12 protein-coding genes and 3 pseudogenes are annotated in these 21,042 nt (G+C 42.0%); 12 read left to right on the forward strand and 3 right to left on the reverse strand.

All coding sequences use genetic code 11. The features are described 5' to 3' along the window. Nucleotides 1-19 precede the first annotated feature (19 nt). Nucleotides 20-1,621, forward strand: coding sequence for a methyl-accepting chemotaxis protein (locus P20480_RS08685; protein ID WP_008129848.1), 1,602 nt, complete (start codon nt 20-22; stop codon nt 1,619-1,621). Between the two features lie 51 nt (nt 1,622-1,672). On the opposite strand, the gene speE is transcribed toward P20480_RS08685, so the two are convergent. After that, nucleotides 1,673-2,536 carry a polyamine aminopropyltransferase gene (gene speE, locus P20480_RS08680; protein ID WP_008129849.1) on the reverse strand — a complete coding sequence of 288 codons (864 nt, stop codon included), beginning with the start codon at nt 2,534-2,536 and terminating at the stop codon, nt 1,673-1,675. Between the two features lie 197 nt (nt 2,537-2,733). Between speE and speA the strand changes: the two are divergent. From speA to P20480_RS08670, 4 genes and pseudogenes are all read left to right on the forward strand, one after another. Beyond that, nucleotides 2,734-4,615, forward strand: a pseudogene (speA, locus tag P20480_RS18130) (biosynthetic arginine decarboxylase). 57 nt (nt 4,616-4,672) lie between these two features. Beyond that, nucleotides 4,673-5,557 (forward strand): acyltransferase, encoded by an 885-nt coding sequence (locus P20480_RS08675; RefSeq protein ID WP_008129852.1) that lies wholly within the window; start codon nt 4,673-4,675, stop codon nt 5,555-5,557. A gap of 18 nt (nt 5,558-5,575) precedes the next feature. Beyond that, nucleotides 5,576-6,495, forward strand: a pseudogene (locus P20480_RS19425) (acetyltransferase). Then, entirely contained in the window at nt 6,492-7,748 is a 1,257-nt protein-coding gene (locus tag P20480_RS08670) for a mechanosensitive ion channel family protein (RefSeq protein ID WP_008129857.1), read from the forward strand. The pseudogene P20480_RS19425 and the gene P20480_RS08670 overlap by 4 nt, the downstream one beginning before the upstream one ends. On the opposite strand, the pseudogene chrA reads toward P20480_RS08670, so the two are convergent. Then, nucleotides 7,711-8,867 (reverse strand): annotated as a pseudogene (gene chrA / locus P20480_RS08665) (chromate efflux transporter). The gene P20480_RS08670 and the pseudogene chrA overlap by 38 nt on opposite strands. A gap of 178 nt (nt 8,868-9,045) precedes the next feature. On the opposite strand from chrA, the gene P20480_RS08660 reads away from it, so the two are divergent. Then, complete coding sequence (locus P20480_RS08660) at nt 9,046-9,678, forward strand: YiaD family glycine zipper/OmpA-like lipoprotein (RefSeq protein ID WP_008129859.1); 633 nt, start codon at nt 9,046-9,048, stop codon at nt 9,676-9,678. Here the strand turns inward: P20480_RS08660 and P20480_RS08655 are convergent. Then, a complete protein-coding gene (locus P20480_RS08655; RefSeq protein ID WP_006794215.1) occupies nt 9,675-11,453 on the reverse strand; it encodes an ABC transporter transmembrane domain-containing protein in 1,779 nt (592 codons plus the stop codon). The genes P20480_RS08660 and P20480_RS08655 overlap by 4 nt on opposite strands. An 88-nt stretch (nt 11,454-11,541) precedes the next feature. On the opposite strand from P20480_RS08655, the gene P20480_RS08650 reads away from it, so the two are divergent. From P20480_RS08650 to P20480_RS08625, 6 genes are all read left to right on the forward strand, one after another. Then, the gene (locus P20480_RS08650) at nt 11,542-11,940 is read left to right on the forward strand and encodes a DUF3224 domain-containing protein (protein WP_008129860.1); all 399 of its coding nucleotides are present in this window, start codon (nt 11,542-11,544) and stop codon (nt 11,938-11,940) included. Between the two features lie 17 nt (nt 11,941-11,957). Then, nucleotides 11,958-12,140, forward strand: coding sequence for a hypothetical protein (locus tag P20480_RS08645; RefSeq protein WP_006794217.1), 183 nt, complete (start codon nt 11,958-11,960; stop codon nt 12,138-12,140). After that, complete coding sequence (locus tag P20480_RS08640) at nt 12,141-12,758, forward strand: LysE family translocator (protein ID WP_008129861.1); 618 nt, start codon at nt 12,141-12,143, stop codon at nt 12,756-12,758. It abuts the gene before it with no gap. A gap of 156 nt (nt 12,759-12,914) precedes the next feature. After that, nucleotides 12,915-15,794, forward strand: a complete 2,880-nt coding sequence (locus P20480_RS08635; protein ID WP_008129863.1) for a TonB-dependent receptor — start codon at nt 12,915-12,917, stop codon at nt 15,792-15,794. Between the two features lie 22 nt (nt 15,795-15,816). Further along, nucleotides 15,817-20,121 (forward strand): pullulanase-type alpha-1,6-glucosidase, encoded by a 4,305-nt coding sequence (gene pulA / locus P20480_RS08630; protein WP_008129866.1) that lies wholly within the window; start codon nt 15,817-15,819, stop codon nt 20,119-20,121. A 339-nt stretch (nt 20,122-20,460) separates the two neighbouring features. Next, on the forward strand, nt 20,461-21,006 hold the full coding sequence (locus P20480_RS08625; protein ID WP_008129868.1) for a PH domain-containing protein: 546 nt from the start codon (nt 20,461-20,463) through the stop codon (nt 21,004-21,006). Nucleotides 21,007-21,042 lie beyond the last annotated feature (36 nt).

Genomic DNA, 21,042 nt, shown 5'->3' on the forward strand with positions numbered 1-21,042 from the left:
GGCCTTGCAGGGTGATAAAATGAATTTGCATAGTATTCGCGTTAAAGTGTCGTTTCCTATTGTTGTATTAGGACTTGCCATACTCTCGTTAATTGTGGGGTATACCTACTTAATAACCTTACAAAAAAATGCACTTGATGTGCAGTCTGAAAAGTTTATTAAGGCGCTGTCTCTTGCTTTAAACGCAGACCGCGACCTATACCAAGCTAAAGTGGCCGAATTAAATTTAGTAGCTCATTCAAAAAATACAGAAAAGTACCAGGCAGAGCACGAAGAAAATGCAATGCAAGTTACTGATAAACTTAATCAGTATTTATCTTTAATGAAAGATTACCCCAGTATAGCTAAAGAGCTAAATGGCTTTGAAAACGACTTTAATGCTTGGCTTGCAGCGTCAAAAAGCTACATGGCTGATAAAAATAGCCAAGCTAAACAAACGAATTCAGAGCAAGCATTTGCCACTTTAAGGATTAGGCTTGATAAAGCCGGTGAGCTGGCTGAAAAAACCTCGGAGCAAGAAATCATCACGCTTTCATCCAATATCATTTCAACAAAAATGATGATGCTGACAGTGGTTGCTATTATTTTAATTGCAGCGAGTTGGTTTAGTTACATTGTGCCTAAACAACTTACTCGCCAAATCAATTATGTGACTAAGCGTATTAGTGATATTGCCTCAGGGGATGGCGATTTAACTGGCCGAATACAAGTAACGTCTAAAGATGAGTTTTCTGACTTAGCCACCGAATTTAATACTTTTTTAGATAATTTACAGCAATTAATACGCGATATATTAGAGCAATCTAAAGAGTTAAATAGTTTAGGTGTTGAGCTTAGCAAAGTGGCCACCCAAAATAACAGTGTAAACCAAGCCTTGGGGCAAGCGTCGGAATCTATTGTAAGCGCAGTACATGAAATGAGCACCGCTAGCAAAGAGGTTGCAGGGGTTGCACAGCAGTCATCAAGCGAAGCCGATAATTCGTTAAAACTAGCGCAACAAGGGCTTAGTGCGGTGGCCAATTCTAGTTCGCGAATTACCTCTCTTTCTAGCAACATGGAGCAAGCTATGGCGCGCTCTACTGAGCTGCAACAAAGTTCTGACAACATCGCCAAAGTCCTTGAGGTGATTCGTGCCATAGCAGAACAAACAAACTTATTAGCACTTAATGCAGCAATAGAGGCGGCACGTGCTGGCGAATACGGACGAGGCTTTGCGGTTGTGGCTGACGAAGTAAGGACGCTCGCTACGCGCACACAAGATAGTACCAACGATATTCAACAAATGATTGAGTTGTTTGCATCGAGTGTATCGCAGTCGATTAATGCTATAGGTGAGAGTAAGCAATTTGCAGATGATGCTGTGGAATCGTTTTCGCAAACTAACGATATACTCAATGCCATGCAAAGTTCATCTACTAAAGTAAACGATATGGCTATGCAAACTGCGCAAGCAACCGAAGAGCAAACAACGGTTTCTGATGAAATAAGCCATAACTTATCATCACTTAACGATCAAACCTTAGAGGGTGGGTCGCTGGCGCGCACAACGCAAGATGTATCAAATAAAATGGAGCAGTTAACAGACGAGCTTAATCGATTAGTTAACCGGTTTAAGGTTTAACGTAACAAAAAGGGAGCGTGTAGAGCTCCCTTTTTAGAATATTAACACTGATTATTTTTTATCAAACGCGCGTTTCATAAAGTTAGGTGTTGCTAAAGCCCCATGGTGAATACCACTGTTGTAGTATTCACTTTGCGTTGCAACGTGTGCTGCGCCGTCTTCTCTAAAACCATTAAATGCTTCAGACTTACGAGCAAGTGTTACCGACCATAAACCACTTGGGTAAATAGGCTGAGGGAATGGCAATGTTTGTAAATCGTTAAAGCCAACGCTTAACATCGCTTCACGCATTTCAACCAATAGTGGCATATGCATAAGTGGCGATTCGCTTTGTTGCACTAAAATACCGCCAGGGCGAAGTGCGTTTAAGCAGCTAGTGTAAAACGCATGGTTAAATAAACCTTCACCTGGGCCTACTGGGTCGGTGCCATCAACAATAACCACGTCGATAGACTCACCAGCCACTTCGCGCATGTACTTAATGCCATCATCAAACATAACTGTAGCGCGTGCATCGTTATTAGACTCGCACAGCTCTGGGAAGTATTTTAACGACATTTGTGTGACTACTTCGTCTATGTCAATTTGCGTTACGCTTTCTACGCCAGGGTGTTTTAATACTTCACGTAACGTGCCGCAGTCGCCGCCGCCAATAATAACCACATTTTTAGGATTTGGGTGTGCTAAAAGTGCAGGGTGGCTGATCATTTCATGATAAAAAAAGTTTTCGCGGGTTGATACCATGGTACACCCGTCGATGATCATTAAATTACCAAAGTCTGTGGTTTCGAACATTTCTACTTTTTGAAAAGGAGACTGTTTTTCATCTAACTTTTTGTTAATGCGTAATGAAAATGCGCTGCCGTCACGGACGCTAATTTCAGTAAACCACTTACTTTGATCTAAGTTTGCCATAGTTGCTGATACACTTTTTAGGTTAAGGTAAAAAAAGGGCAATTCTGCCAGTGCTTGGCGGTTTGCTCAATGACATTTTAACTGATTTAGCGAATAAAGTTAGTGAGGAGTGAGTGAAAGTTCAATTTTTGTTAGCCTAGGGGATAGCGACGTATTAAAATGCGCCTTTATACCTAATTGACTAAAGAAGAGTTGCCATGACCTGGGGTTTAGAAACAGCACGTGCTACTTATAATGTTGCTCATTGGAGTGATGGCTATTTTGATATCAATGCACAAGGCGAATTGGTTGCCTACCCCGACGGCGATCAAAATAAAGCCGCAATCTCTTTAACAGACTTAACAGAGCAATTTAAACAACAAGGGCTAACATTGCCTGTTTTAGTGCGCTTTACCGACATTTTAAAAAATCGTGTAGATACGCTTACTAATGCTTTTACCAAAGCGCGCAGTAGCCGCGAATATAATGGCAAATACACCTGTGTTTATCCTATTAAAGTAAATCAGCAGCGCTCTGTGGTGAGTAAGTTATTGGCGCACCCAAGTGGTTTAGTTGGTCTTGAAGCGGGTTCAAAGCCTGAGCTAATGGCTATTTTAGGTGTGGCAAAAGAGCCAATTACCATTGTATGTAACGGCTACAAAGACAGTGAGTTTTTACGTTTAGCGTGTATTGGTCAGGCCATGGGGCACAGCGTAAAAATAGTGGTCGAAAAGCTATCAGAGCTAACCACCTTACTTGAAGAAATAGATAACTTAGGCATAGAGCCTGCAATTGGCATTCGTATACGCTTAAATTCGGTGGGTAAAGGTAAGTGGCAAAATACGGGTGGCGAAAAAGGTAAGTTTGGTTTAACTGCAGGGCAAGTATTAAGCGCAGTAGAAGTGACTTAAAAAACACAATAAATTACACTTAATGCAAATGGTACATTTTCATATTGGCTCTCAAATTGCCAATATTCGTGATATACACCGCGCACTTCGTGAGTGTGCGCGTCACTTTGCAGAGTTAACGCAACTAGGCGTACCACTGAATACGGTTGATGTAGGTGGCGGTTTAGGCGTTGATTATGAAGGCTCGGGCTCTCGCAGTGCGTGCTCAATGAACTACACAGTGGAAGAATACGCCCGCAACGTAGTCAATGCGTTTGCGGAAGTGTGCGACCAACACGATTTAACCCATCCAGCTATTATTACCGAGTCAGGCCGCGCTTTAACAGCCCATCATGCGGTACTCATTACCGACGTAATTGACGTTGAAAAAGCACCCAATCATTTAAATCCTGAACCACCGCTTGAAAACAGCGTGTTAGTGCTTGATGAAATGTGGCAATGTTTACAGCGTTTGAATCCGCGTATGGCGCTCGAAATTTATCACGATGCGATGCACTTATTTAGCGAAGCACACGATCAGTACGTACACGGTTTAGTAAGCATGCTAGAGTGGGCGAAAATAGAGCAGCTTTACTTTACTATTTTGCATCGCGTGCGTGCGTCGCTTAGCAATAACGCGCGAGCTCACCGAGAAGTACTCGACGATTTAAATGAAAAATTAGCCGATAAACTGTTTGTTAATTTTTCACTGTTTCAGTCGTTACCAGATGTGTGGGGCATACAGCAGTTGTTTCCGGTTATGCCAATCGAAAACTTAACGCAACCGCTTACTCAGCGCGCCATTATTCAAGATATTACTTGTGACTCGGATGGGCAAATTCGCGAATACGTTGAAGGTGCAGGTATTGAAACCAGCTTGCCAATTCCTGAATATAAGCATGGCGAACAATACCACCTTGCTATGTTTATGGTTGGCGCGTATCAAGAGATTTTAGGCGATTTACATAACCTATTTGGTGATACCGATTCAGTGCATGTTGAGCTAAACGACGACGGCTATGTATTAACCAATGCCATAAAAGGTGATAGCGTTAAGGATGTATTAAAGTTTGTTGATTACGATAGCGCTATTTTAGCCGAAAATTTTGCTTATCAAATTAATAAACTAGATGCCTCAGAGCAGTGTAAAGCGGGTTATTTAGCCGAGCTCAATGCGGGCCTTGAAGGTTATACCTATTTTGAAGATTAATTTTTAAGTATAAATGCGCAGTGTTTAATGCTGCGCACCGTTAAAGGAATAGAAGTAATGTCAGTTATTCGTAGTGTTTTTAGTCTTATTTTTTATGCATTAAACACACTTTTTTGGTTTATACCTATTTTTATTTGTGGCTTATTAAAGCTTATTCCTATCAAACCATTACAAAAGTTATTGAGTTGGGTTGCTAAACAGTGCGCTACTATTTGGGTGTCGTTCAATACCTTAAACCAGTTGTTACTTACACCAACAAAACTTAACGTGACGGGCTTGGATTCTCTTAAACTAAAAGATTGGTACTTGGTGATTGCCAATCATCAAAGCTGGGTAGACATTTTAGTATTACAGCGCGTATTTAATCGTAAAATTCCGTTTTTAAATTTCTTTTTAAAGAAAGAGCTTATTTATGTGCCTATTTTGGGCTTATGTTGGTGGGCGCTCGACTTTCCATTTATGACGCGCACGAGCAAAAGTCAGCTTAAAAAGAACCCTAAATTACGTGGCAAAGACTTAGAAACAACACGTAAAGCCTGCGAAAAATTTAAAGAAATGCCTGTAACGGTAGTTAACTTTGTTGAAGGTACGCGCTTTACACAAAGTAAACATGCAAAACAGCAAAGCCCATTTCCGCATTTATTAAAACCAAAAGCCGGTGGCATTGCCTTTGTTATGCAAGCAATGGGTGAGCAAATTTCTCAAGTAGTGAATGTTACTTTGCATTACCCTGACGGTATTCCTACGTTTATGGACTTTGCTGGTGGGAAAGTAAAAAATATTAATGTACACGTGAATGTCATGCCGGTAAGTGATGAGTTAATTGGTGATTACACGGGTGATTCTGAATTTAGAGTTCGTTTTCAAAGCGAGTTAAATCGTTTATGGGAAGAAAAAGAACAAACGTTGCAATCACTTGACGCCCCAACAAGTACAAAATAACACGGTGAGCTTACAGTTATGCTAAAAAAATGGTTACCAAATTGGCTAAATGGCCTAATTGTAGGCTGCGTATTATTTACTAATCTTATAATTTTTGGCGTATTGGTATTACTTTTAGGATTAGTGAAGTTATTACTGCCTATCCATGCTGTTAATCGTTTATTACATAGCGCTTATCGGGGATGGTGTAACGGTAATCGGTTAGGTTTATGGCTAGGCTGCCCAGATATTAAAATTGATGTAAAAGGTGATTTAAACTCAAAAAGTTGGTACTTACTAATTTGTAACCATATGAGTTGGTTAGATATTACGGTACTTAGTTCGATGCATGCGTTACCCGCCCCTAAGTTTTTTTAAAAGACGATTTAAAGTATGTGCCATTTATTGGCACAGGTGCGTGGGCGATGGGAATGCCATTTATGAAACGTGTAAGCAAAGCGCAAATAGCTCAAAACCCAAAGCTTAAAGGGTTAGACATAGAGCGTACCAAAAACAGCTGTCGTAACTTTCGTAACCATCCAACAACTATTATCAACTTTGTTGAAGGAACGCGTTATACCCCCGCTAAACATGCACAACAGCAAAGCCCGTTTAAGCATTTACTAAAGCCAAAAGCAGGCGGAATTGCATTTGCACTTGAGGTACTCGGAACCCAGTTTGATGCTATGTTAAATACCAGTTTGGTCTATAGGGGTAAGTCAGATCATGTGTGCCGCAACTTATTAAAAGGTGAGCTAGACTCTATTCACGTATCAATTGATGTAATGGCTATTACCGACACTATGTTAGGTAGTTACCAAACAGATGAAGCGTTCAAAGCTAACTTTCAACAATATGTGAACGACTTATGGGTTGCAAAAGATAAGCAATTGGCAGGTATTTATGCTCAGCAAGCTATGCCAGATGCACAAATTAGTAAGGAAGCCAAAACACTATGACCAACACCCATATACAAGAGCTAATTGCCCCTTGGTTTGAAAACGTCCCCGACGCTGCTTTTTTTAGTGCATTAACGGCTACCGCCATTGGCATTTGTTCGTTATTTGTTGTGTATTTATTTACTCGCAGGCTTATGCTGCCAGGTATTCAAAAGGTGGTTACTAAGTTATCGCCTGAGCGTATTGGCGCGCTTTCTCCAATGTTAACTAAGCTTAATAAGCGTATTGCTGGGCTACTGTGTTGTGTATTGTTTTTAGCCACCTTCGACAGTTTTTATCCGGTTGGTGAGTTAGCGGCTGAAATACTTAAAACCATAGGCCAAGCTTTATTAATTATTTACACCGGTTTTATTATCAGCAGCATTGTCAGTATCGCTGCTGCTATTTATAACCAATTAGACTTTGCTCGAGAAGTCCCCATTCAGGGCCTTGTGCAAGTTGTAAAGCTAATTACCTTTATTGTTTGTGGCATTTTAATTGTTAGTATTGTGCTTGAAAAATCACCGACGTATATTCTTTCGGGTTTTGGTGCGATTGCCGCCGTCACTTTATTAGTATTTAAAGATACGATTTTAGGGTTTGTTGCCAGTATACAAATTGCGGCTAACCGATTAGTGACTTATGGCGATTGGATCCAAGTTGATAATTATGGCGCCGATGGTGAGGTAATAGACTTAGGCTTAAACACGGTAAAAGTACGTAACTGGGATAACACTATTACGACTATTCCTACGTACATGCTGGTGGCAGGCTCGTTTAAAAACTGGCGTGGTATGCAGGAGTCGGGTGGAAGGCGTATTAAGCGCTCACTCAATATTGATATGAACAGCATTTGCCTAGTAAACGACGAGTTTAGAGCGCAAATAGACGCCGCTATTCCGCTGCACGAGTATATTCGTGTATCGGCATTGCCAGAGCCTGTGTCTAATTTAGGGCTGTTTCGTCGTTATGCCGAAGGGTATTTAAAGCAGCATAGTAAAATAAACTCTTCGCTTACTTTAATGGTGCGGGAGCTTCAACCTTTAAACCACGGTTTACCTATTGAGTTTTACTGCTTTAGTGAAGATAAGCGCTGGATTTCTTACGAACATTTGCAAGCCGAAATAATGGATCACTTACTTGCCGTGCTGCCTATTTTTGGATTGCGCGCCTATCAAAGTGTGAGTGGGCAGTTAAGCCCAACAACCAATGCAGGGCAAACTGAAAAGCCTAGTATTAAAGTGCCCAATAATGCTGTGCAAGACCCACACTAATAAATAATATTAATAGCCACCAAATAGGTGGCTTTTTAAGTCGTAGCCATGCAAAAGCTACAACAACTAACCCAATATGTAACCAGCTGTGCACTGCCGATGTCCAAATAGGTGAGTATAAAGCTGCGGCCAAAAAGCCCACAACGGCGGCATTAAGTGCGGCAATTGAACTAGCAAAACGCGGTTTATTAGCCAAGTTAAGCCAGCTTTTTTGAAATGCTAACATCAATAAAAAGCCGGGTGCAAAAATTAATAACGTAGCAACCAGTGCGCCAAATAAAGGCTGCGCAGTATTAAGTTGTGCACCTAAATAAGTAGCAATAGTAAACATAGGGCCAGGGATTGCTTGAGCGCTGGCATAAGCACTTAAAAACTGATCGTCACTCAGCGCAGGTACAGCAGCTTGCAGTACGGGTAATACAACGTGCCCACCACCAAACACCATAGCGCCTGCTTGGTAAAAAGGCGCAAATAATGCAAATTCTTTTCCAAGCGGGGCAAAGCTAATAGCCAGTAATAATGCAAATAAGCTCAGAGCAACCCAGTTAATATTACTTTTTGTGTCGGTATTCGTATTTTGATTTGCCTCGCCTAATTTTAATAAAGGCCATATAGCACCAACAGTTGCAGCAATAACTAAAACTGCAATTTGCGTGCTTAACACGGGCAGTAAAACAAGCGCTAAGGTGCTTAATACGGCAAGTAACTTAAGCACCGCACTTGTGCAAAAGCTTTTAGCCATAGACAGTGTGGCGTCGGCTACAATAACCACGGCAAATAATTTTAAGCCCGCAATAATGGCATAGTAAACGGCATCAAATTGGTGTGCACTAACAGCCAATATCACCATAATTAAAAAAGATGGCAGCGTAAAACCAACAAACGCGGTAATACCACCTAATATCCCTGCGCGTTCAACGCCAATAGCAAAGCTTACTTGGCTCGAACCAGGCCCCGGCAACGCTTGGCTTAAACTAATTAATTGCGCGTAGCGTGTGTTGGTGATCCAGTTTAGTGTATCTACAAAGTGGCGCTTAAAATAGCCTAAGTGTGCCGCTGGACCACCAAAGCTCATGCAGCCAAAGTAAAAAAAACTGTACTAAAAATAGCAATTAGCATTGCGCTTTTATCCTTTTTTGAATTCATTAAATTGTCACAAAGGAATGTGACATATTTATTAAAACTCAATTTTGTAGGGTTAATAACAAAATTATAAGGCGATTGTTACGCACTTCATAGTTTGTTCATACAGGTAATTTCATACTGTTGCTAAATTCTAAATGAATAGGACATCATCATGACATTATCAAAATCACTTTTAAGCGTTACAGTGGTAGCCGTATTACTTTCAGGTTGCGAAATGAATAACACCGGCAAAGGCGCGGCAATTGGTGCAGCTGCTGGTGGCGTGTTGGGTAAAGCAACAGGTAACCACAAAGACAAGCGTATATTTATTGGTGCTGCTATTGGCGCATTAGCAGGTGCTGCTGTAGGTGACTACATGGATAAGCAAGAAGAAGCGTTTCGTGATGAATTAGCCGGCTCGGGTGTTGAGGTGGTACGTGAAGGCGATAACTTGCGCTTGGTTATGCCATCTAATATTACGTTTGCAACCGACCAATCATACATTTCAACAGGGTTTAACGATACCCTAAACGCCATTGCTAAAGTTATGAACAAGTATGAGAAAACCTACCTAAGCGTAGAAGGGCATACAGATAGCACAGGGCAAGATAGCTACAACATGAACTTATCGCGCGAACGTGCTCAAAGTGTAAAAGCTTACTTAGCCAACCAAGACATTATGGCAGCGCGTATTAGCACTAGCGGCTTTGGTGAAACACGCCCAATTGCCACTAACGATACTGCAAATGGCCGTGCTCAAAACCGCCGTGTAGAAATTCAAATAGTGCCAAACACAGAGGGTTAATCCTTATTAAACTGTAATTCACACAGCTTTTGATACAACGGGTTACTTGCGACTAATTCTTGGTGAGTGCCCGTTGCAATAATTTCGCCATTCTCCATGACTACAATCATATCTGCGTGGATAACTGTTGCTAGCCTATGCGCAATTATAAGCGTGGTTCTATTTTGCATTAAGTGCTCAAGCGCGGCTTGAACATGGTGCTCGCTTTGCGCATCGAGTGCGCTGGTTGCTTCATCAAGAAGGAGTATTTCAGGGTCTTTTAAAATAGCCCTAGCAAGTACAATACGCTGCTTTTGCCCACCCGATAACCTAACGCCTTGCTCGCCTAAAAAGCTGTTGTAACCTTGTGGTAATTGTTTAATAAATTCATCGGCATGAGCATGTTTTGCAGCAGCGTATACTTGTTCATCAGTGGCGTTTGGATTGCCGTAACGAATGTTATGCATTACATCTGAGCTAAATAAAATAGGGTTTTGTGCCACCATGCCCATTTTATCGCGCAGAGTGTTTAAAGAGAGCGACTTAATATCAATATCGTGAAATTTTATTGCGCCACTAGCTGGGTCGTAAAAGCGCTGTAGTAGCTCAAATAAGGTTGTTTTACCTGCGCCAGATGGGCCAACAATAGCGACTGTTTGACCTTGCGAAATGCTTAAGCTTATTTTGTTAAGTGCACTGACATCCGGGCGAGACGGATAATTAAAGCTGATATTTTCAAGCGAGATTGCAGGTAAACTTGCGTTATTTTGTAGCTGAGCGTCTTGCGGGTTTTCAGGATTTTCAATTTCACTTTTTACCGCAAGTAATTCAAGTAAGCGGGCGGCTGCGCCTGCCGCTCTTTGCAATTCGCCGTACACTTCTGCAACCGTTGCCACCGACATTGCCACCATAATAGCGTAAAACACAAACGCACCCAGTTCACCCCCGGTCATAGTGCCTGCCAGTACATCACTGCCGCCAACCCAAAGCATTGCGCTAATGGCACTAAAGGTTAAAAATATTACAGCGGCAATTAAAAACGAGCGCTGTTTAATGCGGCTTTTGGCAACGTTGAAGGCTTTTTCGGTTTCAAGTGCAAAAGCATGTTGCTCTTGTGTTTCGTGGCTATAGCTTTGTACCACTTTAATATTTTGAATGATCTCGCCGGCATAGGTGCTTATATCGGCAATGGCGTCTTGACTCGAGCTTGCAAGTTTACGCACCTTTTTGCCAAATACCATCATCGGCACTAATACCAGCGGCACACACGCAACCACTACGAGCGTAAGCTTTAAGTTGGTAATTAATAACATTACCAAACCGCCAACCAGCATTAATGCGCTACGCAGCGCCATAGAAAACGATGAGCCAATAATTGATTGCAGTAAAGTGGTGTCGGTTGTTAAACGCGACATAAGCTCGCCACTGCGGTTTTCTTCAAAGTAGCTTGGGTGCAAAGTAACAATGCGATTAAACACGGCTTTACGAATATCGTTACTGACTCGCTCGCCAATCCACGACATTAGATAAAAGCGGCTAAAGGTGCCTACAGCCAATAAGCTAATTAAACCAATAAGTACCAATACAGCTTGTTGAAGTTGCGCTTGAGAGCCCGCAATAAAGCCATGATCTATAACAAACTTAACGCCTTGGCCTAACGATAAATTAACGCCAGCCGTTACTAATAAAGCGCCAAGGGCTGCTATAACCATCCATTTATAGGGTTTTATAAATGCAAAAATAGGCAATAAACTGCTAAAGGCAGCTTTTTCGGTTGCGGGGGTACTGTTTGGCATAGTGGATTCTTTTTATAAGTTGAGGTATAGATATGGCATCATTGGATTAAAAATCAATAGCTTTAAAAATCATCAATAAGGAATCGTTATGACAAGCAACATAGTAACAGGCCAATTTACGGTGGCATTAACCCCACTAGATGGCTATGCCAAAGGACAAAACGGCATTAATTTAGGGCGTATGTCGATTGATAAAACATTTACAGGCAAGCTTAATGCTTCTAGCCAAGGCGAAATGTTAAGCGCTATGACACCTGTGCAAGGCAGTGCTGGTTATGTAGCAATAGAGCAAGTAATAGGCGAACTTGAAGGCAAAAAAGGCAGCTTTGTATTACAGCATTTTGGCACTATGGATAAAGGCCAAGACAGCCTAATTTTAACTGTAATTTCCGACTCAGGCACTGATGAGCTAGAAGGATTAGCCGGTAGTATGAAAATACGCATTGAAAACGGTGTACATTACTACGATTTTCAATACACGTTATAAGATACACAGGGATTTAAATGCAAAAAGTAATCGAATTTAGAAAGACCCGCTTTATGGGTGGGGTAAATATAGCGGCGCTGAATGATCGCATACAGGAATTAAATCAAGATGGCTGGAAAGTAATTAGCGCAGTGCCAATAACCGGTTTTTATGGGCAAGTGCATGGTTATACATTATTTATTGAAATTGACGAGCTGTAAATGACTCTTTCTATGTGGTTAGGCCTAGTTGCTATTTGTATGATGGGCGCAATGTCGCCGGGTCCAAGCCTTGCGGTTGTATTAAAGCATTCGCTCAACGGCAGTATGAAAAATGGCATGCTAGCGGCGCTAAGTCATGGTATTGGAGTGGGACTATATGCGGGAGCCTCATTACTTGGCTTGGGTGCGTTAATGCTACAGTTTCCTACTGTGTATCAGGTGTTAGTGTATTTAGGCGCTGCCTATTTAGCTTACCTAGGAATTAAAATTTTATTGTCTAAACCCAACAATGATGAACTTAAAATACAAAATAGCGAAGTGAGTAGTATTAAAGCATTACAAGATGGGTTTGCCATTGCCTTTTTAAATCCCAAACTTGCTATTTTCTTTTTAGCCTTGTTTTCACAGTTTATTGATCCAGAAAATCTTACCCTAAGCATTGCAATGGTGATGTGTTTAACTGTATTTGTGATTGATACCGGTTGGTACTTACTTGTTGCCGCCCTAACAGAGTTTTCTAAAAACCGTTTTGGGTTTACCAAACACAATCCATGGTTAGACAAAGTACTGGGTTTTATATTTGTTGCCTTAGCCATTAGGGTGGTAGTGAGTATTTAAGCTATTGCTAGCTAAATTGCTCAAAATAGCTGCAGCCTAAGCAGGCTATACTGCATACGTATTCATCACAAAATGTTCACCTTTTGGTTACAATTTGTTGGTTGTGTTTTTACTGCACTGACACACCACACAAAACAATAACCAAAAGGCACACACATGCAAAAGTTTAAATTAAATGCGCTCATGCTGGCATTATTTGCCGCCAATAGTGCTATTGCAGCTACTGAAGAACCACCTGAAGAGACGAGTAAACCCGCTCAAGTTCAAACCGATGTAGAAGTGATTGAAGTGCGCGGCTTTAGTCGCAGCTTAATTCAATCGCTTAACCAAAAGCGATTTAGCGATACGGTGTCAGAACAAATTTCTGCTGATGACCTAGGCGCATTGCCTGATATTTCAATGGCCGATGCACTGACTCGTTTACCGGGTATTTCAGCTGTGCGCACTGGCGGGCAGGCTGCACAAATTAATATACGCGGGCTGTCGGGCGGCTTTGTATTTTCAACACTTAACGGTCGTGAGCAGGTATCTACAAGTGGTAGCCGCAGTATTGAGTTTGACCAATACCCATCAGAATTAATTAGCTCTGCGGCAGTATATAAATCGCCAAAGGCATCGCTTATAGAAGGTGGTGTGGCAGGTACGGTAGAGCTTGAAACAGCCAGCCCACTCAATAATGATCAAAAGCATAAATTTGTAGCTAATGTGCGCGGTATGTATAACGACCGTGCATCTGAGGTATCGGATGCCACTGAGTTTGGTGACCGAATTAGCTTTTCGTATCAAGGTAAATATTTAGACGATACATTAGGTGTAGCACTGGGGTTTGCGCGTTTATTTCAGCCAAGTGTAGCAACACAGTTTATTGGCCTTGCATACAACGATAGAAAAGATGTTGATGGCGCACCAAACGACACAAATGGCCCCATAGATAGCCCAGAAAGTGAATACATTAGCGAGGGCTTTGAGCTACAGCATTTAGGCGGTGAAGAAACCCGTAATGGCTATTTGGCTGCCATAGAGTGGGCACCGGTAGATAATTTTAAATTAAAAGGTGATGCGTTTTTATCGCGCTTTGATAAAGAGTCATTTGCCCGCGGTTTTAGGGTTAAATTAGGCGGCCCATCTGCAGCATACGCAAATGCGCAACTTGATGGTAATGCTGTAATTGGTGCTGCTGTTAATCGTACTTCGAAAAGTTATACCCGTGTTGAAATAGTGAATGACGACAACCAAGATTTTGACGAAGTAGACAGCTTTGGCGTTAATGCCGATTGGCAAGTAACCGATAGACTAAATGTTAATGCTGATGTAGCGCTTTCTCGCGCAAAAAGTAATTTTAGAAACGGTTTGTTGTGGAGCTTAGTGGCTGAAGATGCCAATGCAGAAACGCCGGTATTTGATAACAACGTTGCAATTAACTATCAATTAAATGGCTTAAATTTACCTGACGTTGGGTTTAATCAGGCGGCCGCCTTTAGCGATATAGACCGAGTAATGGTCAGTAAATATGGTATTTACCCTGATCAAACCGAAGATGAAGTAACGGCATTTAGACTCGATTTTAAATACGAGCTAGAAAGCGATATTTTTAGCTCAGTAGAATTTGGTGCACGCTATTCAGATAGAGAATACAGCCGAAAGCGCTCGGTGTTTGAGTACGGTAACGACGGGGCATTTTCAACAACGCAGCCCCCTTTGCGTTTAACCGACGATATGGCATCAGTGGTTGATTGGCAGGGCGACTTTAGTTATTTCCCATCGTATTTAGCCATTGATTTAGATAAAGCACTTAATGCATGGTTTCCAGATGGCACGCCAGAACCCGTTCAAACATGGGGCAACGCCGATGGCGTAGACGACGCGCAAGGTTACACAACTAACTATTCGTGGTCAGTGTTACAAAGCGGTTCGGTGTTTGAAGATGTGCTAGCCGCGTACGTGATGGTAAACATTAACACGCAAATTGCCGGCCTTGACCTATCAGGTAATGTGGGTGTGCGCCGTATCGAAACCGACCAATCAGCAACCGTACTTGAAAATGTAGCAGGCGATGCGCGCTTAGGTGCGCAAAATATTGTTGATGAGAACGGCATTGTTAATGACTTATACGCGCCTAATGTATTAGGCACTAAATATACAGATTACCTGCCTTCGCTAAATTTAAACCTGCAACTTAACGACAATTCACTTGTACGCTTTGCTGCGGCTAAAGTCATGTCGCGTGCACCAATTAACCGTTTAGCGGGCGATGCCAGCGCAAACGTAAGTGACGATGGTGTTATTAACGGTTCAAGTAATAACAACCCATTTTTAAAACCCTTTTATGCTGACCAGTACGACTTATCTTACGAATATTATTTTGAAGAAGGTAACGGCACTGTTGCTGCGGCGTTATTTTATAAAAATATAGACTCGTTTGTTGAAACGTTATCGATTGAGAACTTCGACTTTAAAGGTAATGGCTTTAATGTCCCTGACTCTATAGAAGATCCGGTCAGTGGTGAGCAAGTTGCTACAACAAACGGTATTTACACCACGGCAGTTAATAATGGCGAAGGTGGCTACATTAGAGGGCTAGAGCTTGCCTATACGCAAGTGTTTACCTTTTTACCAGAGCCATTTAATGGCTTAGGCGCTAATGCAAGTTACTCATACACCGAAAGTGAAATTGAATCGATAACCAGTTTAGGGGGCGATACTCTCGTTCAATCTTTACCTGGGTTATCTAATAATGTGCTTAATGCTACGTTATTTTATGCTTTAGACGATTTTGAAACCCGCCTTAATGTACGTTACCGCGATGAGTTTGTATCAGAGCAGGTTGCCATTAACGAACAAGTGGTTAATTTTGATGCTGAAACAGTCATCGATTTTCAAACGTCTTATCGCTTTAGCGATTCACTCACCATGCTTTTGCAAGTTAATAACTTAACCGATGAACCAACCCAAAGTTACTTTGGCTCAGAGCAGCGAACAGGGACTACTCAGTACTTTGGTCGTCAGTTTTATCTTGGTTTTACATACAGTCATTAATTAGCAAACGGAGCGTTTAAAAATGAAAATTATAACAATGTCTAAATATTTGCTAATAGCCTTAGGGTTAATGATATTAGCAGGATGTGGTGGGACAGATGAAGTTGAGTCGGGGCAGCAGCTTTTAACCTGTAATGTGCCACAAGTACCAAACGAAGCAGGCTCGCAATGTGTGGACCCTGAGCCTATAACGTGTGCAGCGCCTACTGTACCGGATGATAAAAACGAAAGCTGTGTAGTGGGCGCCGACCCAACATTGCCTGATCCTATTGTATTTGCTGGTGAAGGTGAGGCAGTTTTATTTTATAACCGTTTAGCCGACGATAACTACGAAGGTTACCGATTACATTCGTGGAATAACGATGTGTGTGATGCTTACGCACCTCCGTTTGACACGAGCGATTGGGCTAACGGCCATGAATACGATGGGATTGACCCAAACTACGGTGCCTACTGGATAATTGACCTCAAAGAAGGTTATAACGAGTGTGCTAACTTTATTGTGCACATTGGCACAGAAGGATCGGGTAAAGCGTTTGGTGATGTTGATTTAACCATGCCGCTTATGCAAGACGATGAAAAGTTTCAGCGTATGAACTTTACCATTCATGGTGAGCCTTCGGTGTTTGAATACCCTATTTTAAGCTTGGGCGAACGTCCGGTGGCGATAGATGGTGCATCAGCACATTGGATTGATTTAAATACAGTATTATATAAGCCAAGTAATGAGCTTACACAAATCATTAAGTTACATTCTTCAGCAGCCGCTGACTTGGTGGTTGATTTAGACACTGGGCTAAATGGTGAAACCGTTGAGCTGACTGCAAGCGAGTTAAGTGATGAGCAAGCTGCAAAAGTACCACACTTAACGGATTGGACTGCTTATGAAGGTAGTTGGGATGCAGACGCTGCAAAGCAGCTTATAAAGCAACAGCTTGTTGTTGCAGGCTACGATGCCGATGGCAAGCTACTAGAAGCAACCTTTGTACAAACCGCTAAAGCACTCGATGCCCTTTACACACAAGGCGAAGACGATGCTAACGAGGCATTACTTGGCGTAAATTATGGCAATAACACGATTGATGTAACTGTGTGGGCACCCACCGCTAATAACATGGTGCTAAACGTGTTTGATGATGCAAAAACACAAGTGCACTCCACGCCAATGACATTAAATACGCAGACAGGTATTTGGCAAGTAAGTTTAGATACGCAATATGACCGCCATTACTATCGCTTTAATTTTGATGTTTACCACCCACTGACTCAGCAAATAGAGTCGCTATGGAGTACAGACCCTTACTCACTCAATGTATCTGCCAATGGCTTATACAGCCAGCTGATTAATTTAGCCGATGAAGACACTAAACCAGAAGGCTGGGATGAGCGTATCGTGCCTACGATTACTAACCCAGAAGATGCGGTTATTTATGAAGGCCATGTACGTGATTTTAGTGTGCGTGATCAATCAGTAAGCGAAGCAAACCGTGGTAAATACCTCGCATTCACTGAACTTGAAAGCGTGCCAATGCAGCACCTTAAGCAACTAGCTGACAAAGGTTTAACGCATTTTCACTTACTACCAGTCACTGACATTGGCACCATTGAGGAAGATGCGGATAAGCGCGTTGAAATCACTGACACCCTAGGTAAGTTATGTGAGCGAATAGACGATACCGCCGATGCTTGTAAAATCGAAGATAAAAACAGCATCATTGCTGATTTAATGCAAAGCTACTTCCCGGGTTCTGATGATGCTCAAGCACTTGCCAGCGCGATGCGTGATTTAGACGGCTTTAACTGGGGTTACGACCCGCATCACTTTATTGCTCCTGAAGGCTCGTATGCTTCAAGCAGCGAGGGCATTGCTCGGGTTAAAGAGACACGCGCCATGGTGCAATCACTGCAAGAAGTCGGTCTTCGTGTGGTTCTTGATGTGGTATACAACCACACAACCTCATCAGGCATTTGGGAAAAGTCAGTGTTTGATAAACTCGTGCCTGGTTATTACCACAGATACAATGAAGTATCAGGCACGATAGAGCGCTCAACCTGTTGTGAAAACACAGCAACTGAACATGTGATGATGGACAAGTTTGTTAGCGATTCACTGGTCATACTTGCTCGCGACTTTGGTTATGACAGTTTCCGTTTTGATGTAATGGGCCACATACCTAAATCCTCAATTTTAGCAGCGCGTGAAGCGGTGCAAGCTGTTGACCCTGACAACTACTTTTATGGCGAAGGCTGGGATTTTGGTGAAGTGGCTAATAACCGATTGTTCACTCAAGCTAAGCAAGCTGATATGGCAGGCTCTGAAGTTGGCACATTCAATGACCGCATCCGTGAGGCTGTGCGCGGTGGGGCTATGTTTAGCAATAACCCGACCGATGGTAATTTAGCAGACCAAGATACTCTGCGTTTATCACTGGCGGGTAATTTACAAAACTATATCCTGAAAGACTTTAAAGGTAATTCGGCAAAAGGTAATAGCTTTAGCTGGAATACGCAGCCGACGGCTTATGCTTTAGACCCAGCAGACACCATTAACTACGTATCAAAGCATGATAGAGAAACACTGTGGGATCAGTTGCAATATAAGCATGCATCAAGCATGAGTATTGAGCAACGTGTGCGCGCGCACAATGTGGCATTGTCGATTCCACTTATGAGCCAAGGCATCCCATTTATGCAATTGGGCGCTGATTTACTGCGTTCTAAGTCAATGGACCGTGATAGCTATAATGCCGGTGATTGGTTTAATGCTGTTGATTTAACCAAAGAGAATAATAACTGGAACATTGGTTTACCTAACGCAGAGAAGAACCAAGAAAAATGGTCTGAAATTATGCCTATCTCTGCTAATGCAGATGCACAGGCAATGCCGCAAGACATAGCTTATGCAGGTGATGTATTTCAAGAATTCTTGGCTATCCGCAGCGCAAGCCCGTTATTTAGATTAACAACTGAACAAGATGTTATCGACCGTGTCGGATTTCACAATGTGGGTAAAAACCAGCAGCACGGCTTAATTGTAATGAGCATTGATGATGGTGAAGAACTCACAGACTTAGACCCAGCACTTGATGCGCTTGTTGTGATAATTAACGCAACCGAGCAAACTCTTAGCCATACTATTGCCACTGCAGCGGGTTTTGAATTACATGACGTATTAAAAAACAGTGTTGATGCAAGCATGGCCAGCGCCAATTTTGCCGAAGGCGATAACGAAGGCACATTCACTGTACCGCCTTATACGTTAGCTGTTTTTGCTAAAAACCAAGGTGAGAGCCAAGGTACTGGTTTAAGTGCAAATGCAACCGTAGGCGCACCTGATGTAGTACCTTATGGCAGCAACGCTGTGTTTGTTCGTGGTACGTTAAACGACTGGGGCACACGTGATGCATTTGAATATATTGGCGAAGGTGAATACCGTATAGCAATTGCACTCAGTGCTGGCGATTACGAATTTAAAATTGCCTCAGAAGATTGGTCTACGGTTGATTTTGGTGCGCTTTCTGATGCCGATAAAGACGTTGTAGAAAACCAAAGTGAGCCACTAACGCGCTCAGGTGCCAACATGATCTTTAATGCAGCCATTGATGCAACTTATGTATTTTCGCTTGATGCTTCAAACCCTGAAAATCCAACGCTTACTTTATTCAACGAAGAGCCATTTGTAGGCACCGCTATTTATGTGCGCGGTACGCTTAATGATTGGGGAGTAACCGATGAGCTGAGCTATCAAGGCAAAGGCATTTACACCTTTACTAAAACACTGAGCGCTGCAAGCTATGAATTTAAAATAGCGTCAGAAGATTGGAGCACGGTTGATTATGGCTCTGGCGAGGGGGATGCAAGTGTGATGATAGGCACAGCAGAGCAGTTATCGGTTGCGGGCGCAAATATGACCTTAGATATTGCCGAGCAAGGTGAATACCAGTTTGTATTTGATGCCAGTGATTTAAATAATGTAACGCTCAAAGTACTTAACGCTGAAATGTTTGCACAAACACCGGTGTTTATTCGCGGCAGTTTAAATGGATGGGGAACAGACAACCCACTGATGTACGAGGGTAATGCGGTTTACTCTACATCCATAGAGTTAGAAGCGGGCGACTATGAATTTAAAGTAGCGTCTGAAGATTGGAGTACCGTTGATTATGGCGGAGCAGGTGATGCACCTGTAGCCACCATTGGTGAACTTACTTCACTCGAAGCTATAGGTGCCAATATAGCACTGAATATTACCGAACAAGGTACTTACACCTTTAAGGTAATAGGTCCAGATAGAGAAAATGTGAGCATACTTATAAACAAACAGTAGCAGTTATATTTTCCCAGACCTAAGCCGAGCATAATCCTGCTCGGCTTTTTTAATGCCTCACTAATACATAATTAAAAGCATATTAAAAACGGGTGTTAACCCATGGTATTCGCGTTCTAATGCAAAAATAAACTTTATGTAAAGTGAAGCCAGTTCAGAACTGAGGTGGAAGATATTTTTTGTTTAAAGGGGGGGGGGTTATAAAAGGAAGTGTGACAATTTATTTCAGTGTAATAAGTTAAATTGCATTAAAGTTACTGTTCACGTAACTTAAGTAACTAAAGGCGTAAAAACGACCTAGTACAGGGTATACGCTCTCATTAAATTAAGGATAAATTTATGAATAACCACGTTTTAAAAAGCGCAACTTTCGACCCCAAAGTGCAGCAATACTGGATGTTAATGGCCACTTTTTTTAGTGTACTAGCACTGGTGACGATTCCGTTGTTACCTATTGTTTTGGCGATTGTGTGGCTAGTGGGAGGGCGAATATTGGCGGCTATGTCGGCACAATTACTCACGCAAAAACTCGTTGTAAAACGCGGCGTGTTTTTTAAAGAAGAAAAATCGATACCACTTGAAAAAATAACCGATGTAGGCCTAAGTCAAGGCCCAATAATGCGCATGTTTGGACTGTATCGTTTAAGTTTTGAAACAGCAGGGCAGTCTGGCCACGGTGCATTAGTGTCATTACTTGGTGTTGAAAATGCCAGTGAATTCAGAGAAGCCATACTTGAGCAAAAAGATAACTTAACTGCAAACACACCAGCAAAATCATCAAATGAAGAAACCCCGCAAAGCCAAGTAGAGCTAATACGTACACTTACCTATAGCGTAAAAAACATAGAGAATATGCTTGTTACGCTACTTGATGAAAAAAAATAGCTTTTGTCTACACAAAAAATACACTTACTAAGGAAC

The organism is Pseudoalteromonas sp. BSi20480 (assembly GCF_000241365.1).
In the GTDB taxonomy this organism is placed as follows: domain Bacteria; phylum Pseudomonadota; class Gammaproteobacteria; order Enterobacterales; family Alteromonadaceae; genus Pseudoalteromonas; species Pseudoalteromonas marina.